5 protein-coding genes are annotated in these 6962 nt (G+C 40.0%); all 5 read left to right on the top strand.

Annotated elements, in window-relative coordinates; genetic code table 11:
* Positions 1-493 precede the first annotated feature (493 nt).
* Positions 494-904: a hypothetical protein gene (locus PHV30_11015; GenBank protein MDD5457542.1), complete on the top strand. Its 411-nt coding sequence runs from the start codon at positions 494-496 to the stop codon at positions 902-904.
* A 260-nt stretch (positions 905-1164) separates the two neighbouring features.
* Complete coding sequence (locus tag PHV30_11010; protein ID MDD5457541.1) at positions 1165-2946, top strand: glycosyl hydrolase family 8; 1782 nt, start codon at positions 1165-1167, stop codon at positions 2944-2946.
* A gap of 208 nt (positions 2947-3154) precedes the next feature.
* On the top strand, positions 3155-3883 hold the full coding sequence (locus PHV30_11005) for a hypothetical protein (GenBank protein MDD5457540.1): 729 nt from the start codon (positions 3155-3157) through the stop codon (positions 3881-3883).
* 181 nt (positions 3884-4064) lie between these two features.
* A complete protein-coding gene (locus PHV30_11000; protein MDD5457539.1) occupies positions 4065-5030 on the top strand; it encodes a hypothetical protein in 966 nt (321 codons plus the stop codon).
* Between the two features lie 90 nt (positions 5031-5120).
* The coding region (locus PHV30_10995) for a hypothetical protein (protein ID MDD5457538.1) at positions 5121-6962 on the top strand (1842 nt) is incomplete at its 3' end.

Raw genomic sequence — 6962 nt, 5'->3', positions numbered from 1 at the left:
AAAGCCATTCAAACGTTGCACACTTTTGGTTTGGACATGAATAGCGGTCTGGAACTCGCGCCCGGAAGAAAAAGCAAAGCAAAAATTCAAAAAGCCTGCAGGATACTAAATAAACCTTTAGCGGTTAGGCCCGTATAAAAATAAAATAATATTCTTTGAGGCTCTTTCCAGATAATCTATCTTTTTTGTAAAGAAATTGCCAAAAGGCCAGCGGCTCATTTTCTTATTTTTATAACGTTCTTTTAAAATATGAATATGCAATCTGCAACCTCCTTTAATTTTAGTCTTAATATGCCGCAATCAGGCGCTTTTTAAACATATTTGTTTATAAAACAGAAAAAATGCATACATTTTTCAAGTCAAAACGGGTGATATTTATTATGCAAGTCATGCTGAGCTTGACGAAGCATGACCGTCACACTGGGCTCAGCCTGCCATGAGCCTGTCGAATGGACGAAGTGTGATAATTAAATGGGAATGAAGGAGAAATTAAATGTCTGTCATCGAAAATATCAATCCGCCAAATCAGTCCGTTGGTTCTGGACCGGATAGTGAAACGCTCTCATTAGAAGGTTTAACTGAGAAGTTTAAACCCGGTTTGCCGGCAGCCGAAGAAGAAAACATGGAACAACATATTGATAACAGCACAGCGTTTAACACCATTTTCAATGATTTTCTGGAATCACAGCCAAGTTTGATACAAAACTATCTGAAGAGTTATTGGGGGCAAGGGTGCAGTGTGGACGGGGCGCTGCGTATGGCGCTGGCCAATGAAGTTATTAGCCATAATCAGGAAGCCGCTGAATACGATAAAGCTTTAAATGATACAGCTTTAAAAACAATACAGGAAAATATAAGTTCTTCTGATTTATCTTCAAACAATACACCTCAAAAAAGCAAATAGGCTTAATTTCTCTTTCCACCGCCTCTATAATTCCATCTCACCCCGCCTCACCCGGTCATTCGCTTTGCTCATGCCCACCCTCTCCACAAGTGGAGAGGGTAAACTCATCGGTATAGAGTATATTTATCCTTTCTCCGCGAGCGGAGAGAGGATGTCCGTCTTAGGCGGACAGGAGAGAGGCGAAAAAGTATTCAAAAACCGGCATGTTTAGAAAAATCCGGAATAAGGAATAAGTAGTAATGGGTAGGGAAAAAGAATACATGAAAAAATTGGTAATATTTTTGCTTTTATTAACCTTTGTATTTGCGGACTATCAGCAGATACTCAAATCCAGCTGGAATTATTACAAAAAGAACAAGATAGAAAAAACCGGCCGTCCTCTGGCTGATACCGACTATGACAATATAAGTAATGGCAGTTACGGAAAGGACCTTACTTTTTCCGAATCTGTTTCCTATGTATTGTTTCGGGCTGTGCTTTCCAATGACAGAGATACTTTTGATAATGTCTGGATTTGGTCTTTAAAGAACCTTATGCGTAAAAATATTTACCATGTTTTTAACTGGGAGAAAAGCCGCTGGGAACCAATGCCCGAATGGAAAAAAGATTATTTATTTGCCTGGCGTTATACTCCCAATATCAAGAAGACCAATATGGGTGGCGTCATCTTTGTGCCGGAAGAAAGTATGACCGAGAACGGCTGGCGCAACGGCCTGGATGTGGCGCCGGACGGTGACCAGCTTATTGCCGGAGCTCTGATTATGGCCCATAACAAATGGGGCAGCAGGGCAGGTGATTATAACTATATGGGTTATGCCAAAAATATAATCAACGATATCTGGGAAAAATGTGTATCCAGCAGGAGCCCGGGTTATATAGAAGATTTCAACAATCCCGGAGCCATGGAAAAATGGTTTGCTTTTTATGATAAAAAAGGACGCTTGCTAAAGAACCTGGAAAAAGAGAATAACAACGCTTTTTTAAGTATTCAGACACAGGATGCAGACTGGTACGGGGTAGGTAAATATCTGGGAAAAGTGGATATGTCCGCTTTTGAGGGAGTAAGTTTTTTCACTAAAGATAACCAGGGAGTAAAACTTATACTGGAAGACGTGGAAGGGCAGAAAATTACTATAGAAAAACGTTATCCTTATTATGATCATTTGCAGGAAGTAGTTATTTTTTTCCAGAAGAATAAAGACACAAATTTTCGCTGGAACGCTGTAAAAAATATCATGTTCCAGCCCGATGACGATTATTTTGCCCTCGACGAAGTTCGCTTTCTGGGAATCAGTAAGACCATGGTAGAAAAAAACTATCATCTGTTTTCCAATGATAAGGGCGACCCCTGGATCAACATTTCTTATTATATGCCGTTTTTGTATCATACCTTTGCGCAGTTAGACCTTAATCATCCCTGGCAGGATTTGTTCAGAGACGCGTTGGCTGATATTCAAAAAAGTAAATCTATTACCCTTCGCAACCAGTCAGGAGAAGAATTTAAGGGTAACGGCGCGCTTGTCCCGGACTGGTGCATGCTGGATACTGATAATAATTTTATAGATTTACCCTGGGCCAGGGATGGCAAAGTGGATGACTACCTGTCCAGTTGGGACGCTTTCAGAACCTGGTATTTTCTTGGGCTTACCTATGCTTTATATCCAAATATGAATGTAGCCAGTGTTATGAAAGATAAAACCTATGATTTTCTTACAGATAAATTAACCAATGAAAAAAAATTAACAGGTGGTTATGGCATAGACGGCCGCAATATGACTATTCGAGGTCTGCAATACGAATATCCTTCGACCTATGGGGTATATCTGGCCTATTTTACAGCTCTGGAAGATAAAGAAAATTCGGAGATTGTTCTGGAAAAACTGGATGATATGTATAATATCCGCGGTTATTGGGGTAATGATCCCAAGGATTATTACAAACAAAACTGGGCCTGGCTGGGCCTGGATTTCTATTGCAATAAAGGAAAAGATATTTTGTCTCTTTTAAAAGTCTCGGATTATTTGGCCAGCGACAGACCATAGAAATTTCCATTGTCATCCCCGACTGGATCGGGGATCCAGTTTTCACAGGATACAGCATGCCTGGATCCTCTGGTCGAGCCAGAGGATGACATCTTAAGACAACCCTGCCGATCACAAAGTAAATAAAATATGTTTGAAGTTCAAAGAAATAGGGAATAGTCAGTTTATAAATAGATAAAATCCATTTTGGTAAAAAAAGGGGGAAAAAATGTTTAATTTACCTGCTCTGGATAAAAGCAAGCTCAAAGACGAATCTTTTTTTAATGTAGATGAACTGCCGGACCTGGACAGCGCTATGGAAAATCAGTTTATAGATATACAGAAAGAACAGGGAGAATTTAACAAAGTTGCCAATAAGGAATTTATCAATCTGCCCAAAGAGAACTTGAAATTTAAAGATGGTGTGTTTACCCGGTTGGGCACTGATAAAATTCAGTTGAAATTCAAGATCAGTGAAGACGATGTGAAGCGTGTTACCAAACTTACCTATGGTCTTTTATCATCACAGGTGCAGGAAGGCACATATATATTTGATATCAAACTCAATAAAGACGGAGTACAGGAATTATATTATTACGACGAGTTTGTTGGCGAGATATTTGTCAATAGCCCGCGTATCTATAAAAGGTATTTTGCCATGGCAGTAGTGCGGAGCATGGTAAGGCAGGAGATACTTTTTGAGTATGAAGCTAATAAGTTTACCATTCATCCGATATTTTTTTTGAGATTGAAGCTGAACAACGCGGTTGTGGCTGATGCTTTAGTCAAAAAGGGTTTTCCCATGCTGGACGAAGAAGAGTATAAAAGGATTAAAGAAAACCAGAAAAAAATGGATAAGTTAAAAACACAAAAAGCTGGTCAAAAAGGGGAGGGTGTAGCCGGTGATAAAAGCCAACATACAGATATCGCCAAGCAGAGGGTAGAAAAATTATTTTAAAAGCATCAATTTTTATCGATACAAATTTTTGAGGATAAATAGCGATAGTATAGATATAAAAAATAATGAAAAACAGGAGGTGAAGATCGAAGATAGTGAAAAGTGAAAAGTGAAAAGTTCGCCGCGCCGAAGTCTGCATCAGGCGGACGTAGGCGGGCCAAAAAATAAAGGGGGAATTAATATGAGTTGGAGTTTTGGTGAAGGAGCAATAACAAACAGCAATAATAATAATAATGTAATTATGGATCATTCGTCAGCGTTTACTGAGGGAGATAAAGATGATTTAATTGAGATATTAAAAAATACAGGGATAAAGGGAGCTTCAGACCTGAAAGCTGGAGATATCTCTATCGACGGTTCCGGCGTAACAAGTTGTTTGACTTTTACACTGGACGGAGTTCAATTTACTGTAAATAACGATGGGCAGATTACATTATCAAAGTTCGATGAATCAAAAAAATTTGATAACGATTATGTTACACTGAACGGTTCTGGCGGTTTAGATGCAACTGAAATAGGACTTTTAAAAGATGAGATGGTAAGGATCAATCAGGCAACAGAACCGGGAAAAGAACTCAATCTTGGGGATACCAGCAAGATGAGCCGTCTGGAAAAAGCTGTTTATTTGATCGCTCAGGTATTAAATAAACGGTTCCAGGACATCCTGAATGTAGTTACAGCCATGTCTACAGGCGAAGGATGGGATGGGTTGCAAATATTGGCTGATAAAACCGCCAATTCAGATTTGCAAGCACAGATGAAATTAAATAAGGAGGCTCATGACGCGCTGGAATATTATAAAGATAAGTATAAGGATCAGGATGTTACTGTAAAACAATCTGATGGAGTGCTTACTGTTATGGGCACAGACGGATCATCTCTGGGTACAATAACCCTGCCGAAGGACACCGATTTCCAATTTGATTTAGGTGTGGGAGCAGATGGTTCAACAACCACTTTAGCCAATGCGGACATGAAATGGAGCAATGTAAATGACTTGATGGAAAGTCCGGGAACATTGTTGACTATTCAAACACAGCTGCAAACCATGAAAGACAGCTTGTCCGGTATTCAGGCCGCAGCCAAGGCTCCGGGTGATGTTATCAGCAAAGCCCGTCAGGATTTCACCAGAAGCGTGGCTCAATAACTATAGACTAATAATTAGAATAGAAATAAGCCGGGCGGGGACATGTATTTGTTCCCGCTTTAGCTTATTCACAAGGAGACTCAGAACAAGATGGCCGAACTACCCTATGCAGAGCCGCAATCACCGATCCCTTTACTGGCAAAAGAGCAAAAGTATTACAAATGGAACGTTCCTGCTTTCCGACGCGACAAACCGACACAGGATGCTTCTCTCTGGCTGGATACCAAGATAAACTTCCTCAATGAGGTTATGAAGTTCCTGCCTCGTAATGTCACCGATACTCTTACCAACCATTATGAAGCCAAAGATCTGATAGGCAAATTTGCAGATTCAAAAAAATACGCTGATTCAGTATATAATAAGGAAGTTTTTGAGGATACCGATAACGGCCTCTGGAAGGGGTTGGATAGTCAACTGCAAAATGAAATCCTGGGCACAGATGCTAATGGACAAATTATACTGCAGACTATGTCGGGCACTTCTACAATCGGTGCAGCCAGATTTACCGGGATTATGGGCGTTCCCTATGATGGGGCTCTGGCCTTGGGTAATGCTGACGGCCGCGAATTGTCTTTAAAAAATAAAAGTAGTGATAGCAGAAAATATGTATTTTCCTATAAAAGAAAAGATGAGAAATCTACAGATAGTAATGCATCGACAACCAATTACACAGGTACGGATGCAGTTGTGGTGCCGATTATAGGTAATTTGGCCGGACAAAGCGAAGCCAAATATTTTAAAGAAGGAGTAAACTTTCATCCCACTATTGTGGATATGCAGCATACAGCGGCCAGCTATGAAGGTGCCAAGGGCGACTTTATAGTGGACATGAACGGCGACGGTTTCGCGGATAACGATACCAGCTACAATTGGCAGCCGCAAACTTTTTCCGGTAATGTTAATCTAACCAACACTGCGTTAACCGTAGGACAGTACCAGAATGACTATTTGTACAAACTGGGCGTAACATCCCCTGTTGTTGACTATAGCAGTATTTATCAGCAGTTTATGCAGGGCTCTCTTTTTAATTTTTCAGGGAGTAACAATCTGTATCTGGCAGATGATGATAAAATTACTTATAACAAATTAAAGAGTCAATACACTGATGATCAGATCAAAGCAATTATTGACGGTTCCAATAATGATTTCCAGAATTTCATTAATAAAGTCAAAATTAACCTTGATCTGAACGGTTCAACCGAAGATTATATCCCGAATATTTATGAGATTGCCCGCAGCGGTATCAATGTTGACGATACCTCTATTTGGTCGGAAAAGGACATTTTTTATCTGAGCATGCTCATGCTGGAGTCCAGGCGTAGATATACAGATGCCATGGCTAGTGTTTTCGGGGTTAATTCCAAGGAACTGGATATCAATTCCTTGATCGGCAAATATGCCAATGAAAATATCTGGACAAAGTATGATTCGGAAACCGACCAATTGTATGCAGAAGTGAAAACAAAAGATGGTGTGGAGCGCATGTACAATTACTTTATACCGGACGAAATAGGCGCTGACGTTTCGGATATTCAAAGCAAGATCTATGCCAAAACCGACTGGCTCAAACGTCGGGCCATAGAAGCCCAGTCCTATAACGCCGGGTTTGAGCTTTATCAGCAGTCTCTGCAAACCGCCTTTACAAAAAATGATACGCAATTTCTAAATGATGCTACCGGTTTAAGTTATTCAGTATTTGCCGGAACAAATATTGGTTCGCCCTATTGCGCGGATTTAATTGAAAAAGATGTAACCGCGATTCAAACAATATTAAGTAATATAAAGAATAAAGGCACGGAAATCCAGGTTGGCGATGATATTCTGGAAAAACTCATCAGTCTTTCTCAGGAAGTAAAAGATATATCAGCCTGGTTTTTATACAACGCTTCCGGGACCAATCAATATTTCGATATTCCGGTGAATAAAAACCAG

The sequence above is a fragment of the Candidatus Margulisiibacteriota bacterium genome, from assembly GCA_028715625.1.
In the GTDB taxonomy this organism is placed as follows: Bacteria; Margulisbacteria; Riflemargulisbacteria; order GWF2-35-9; family GWF2-35-9; genus JAQURL01.
This window is presented reverse-complemented; position numbering and strand designations above follow the sequence as displayed.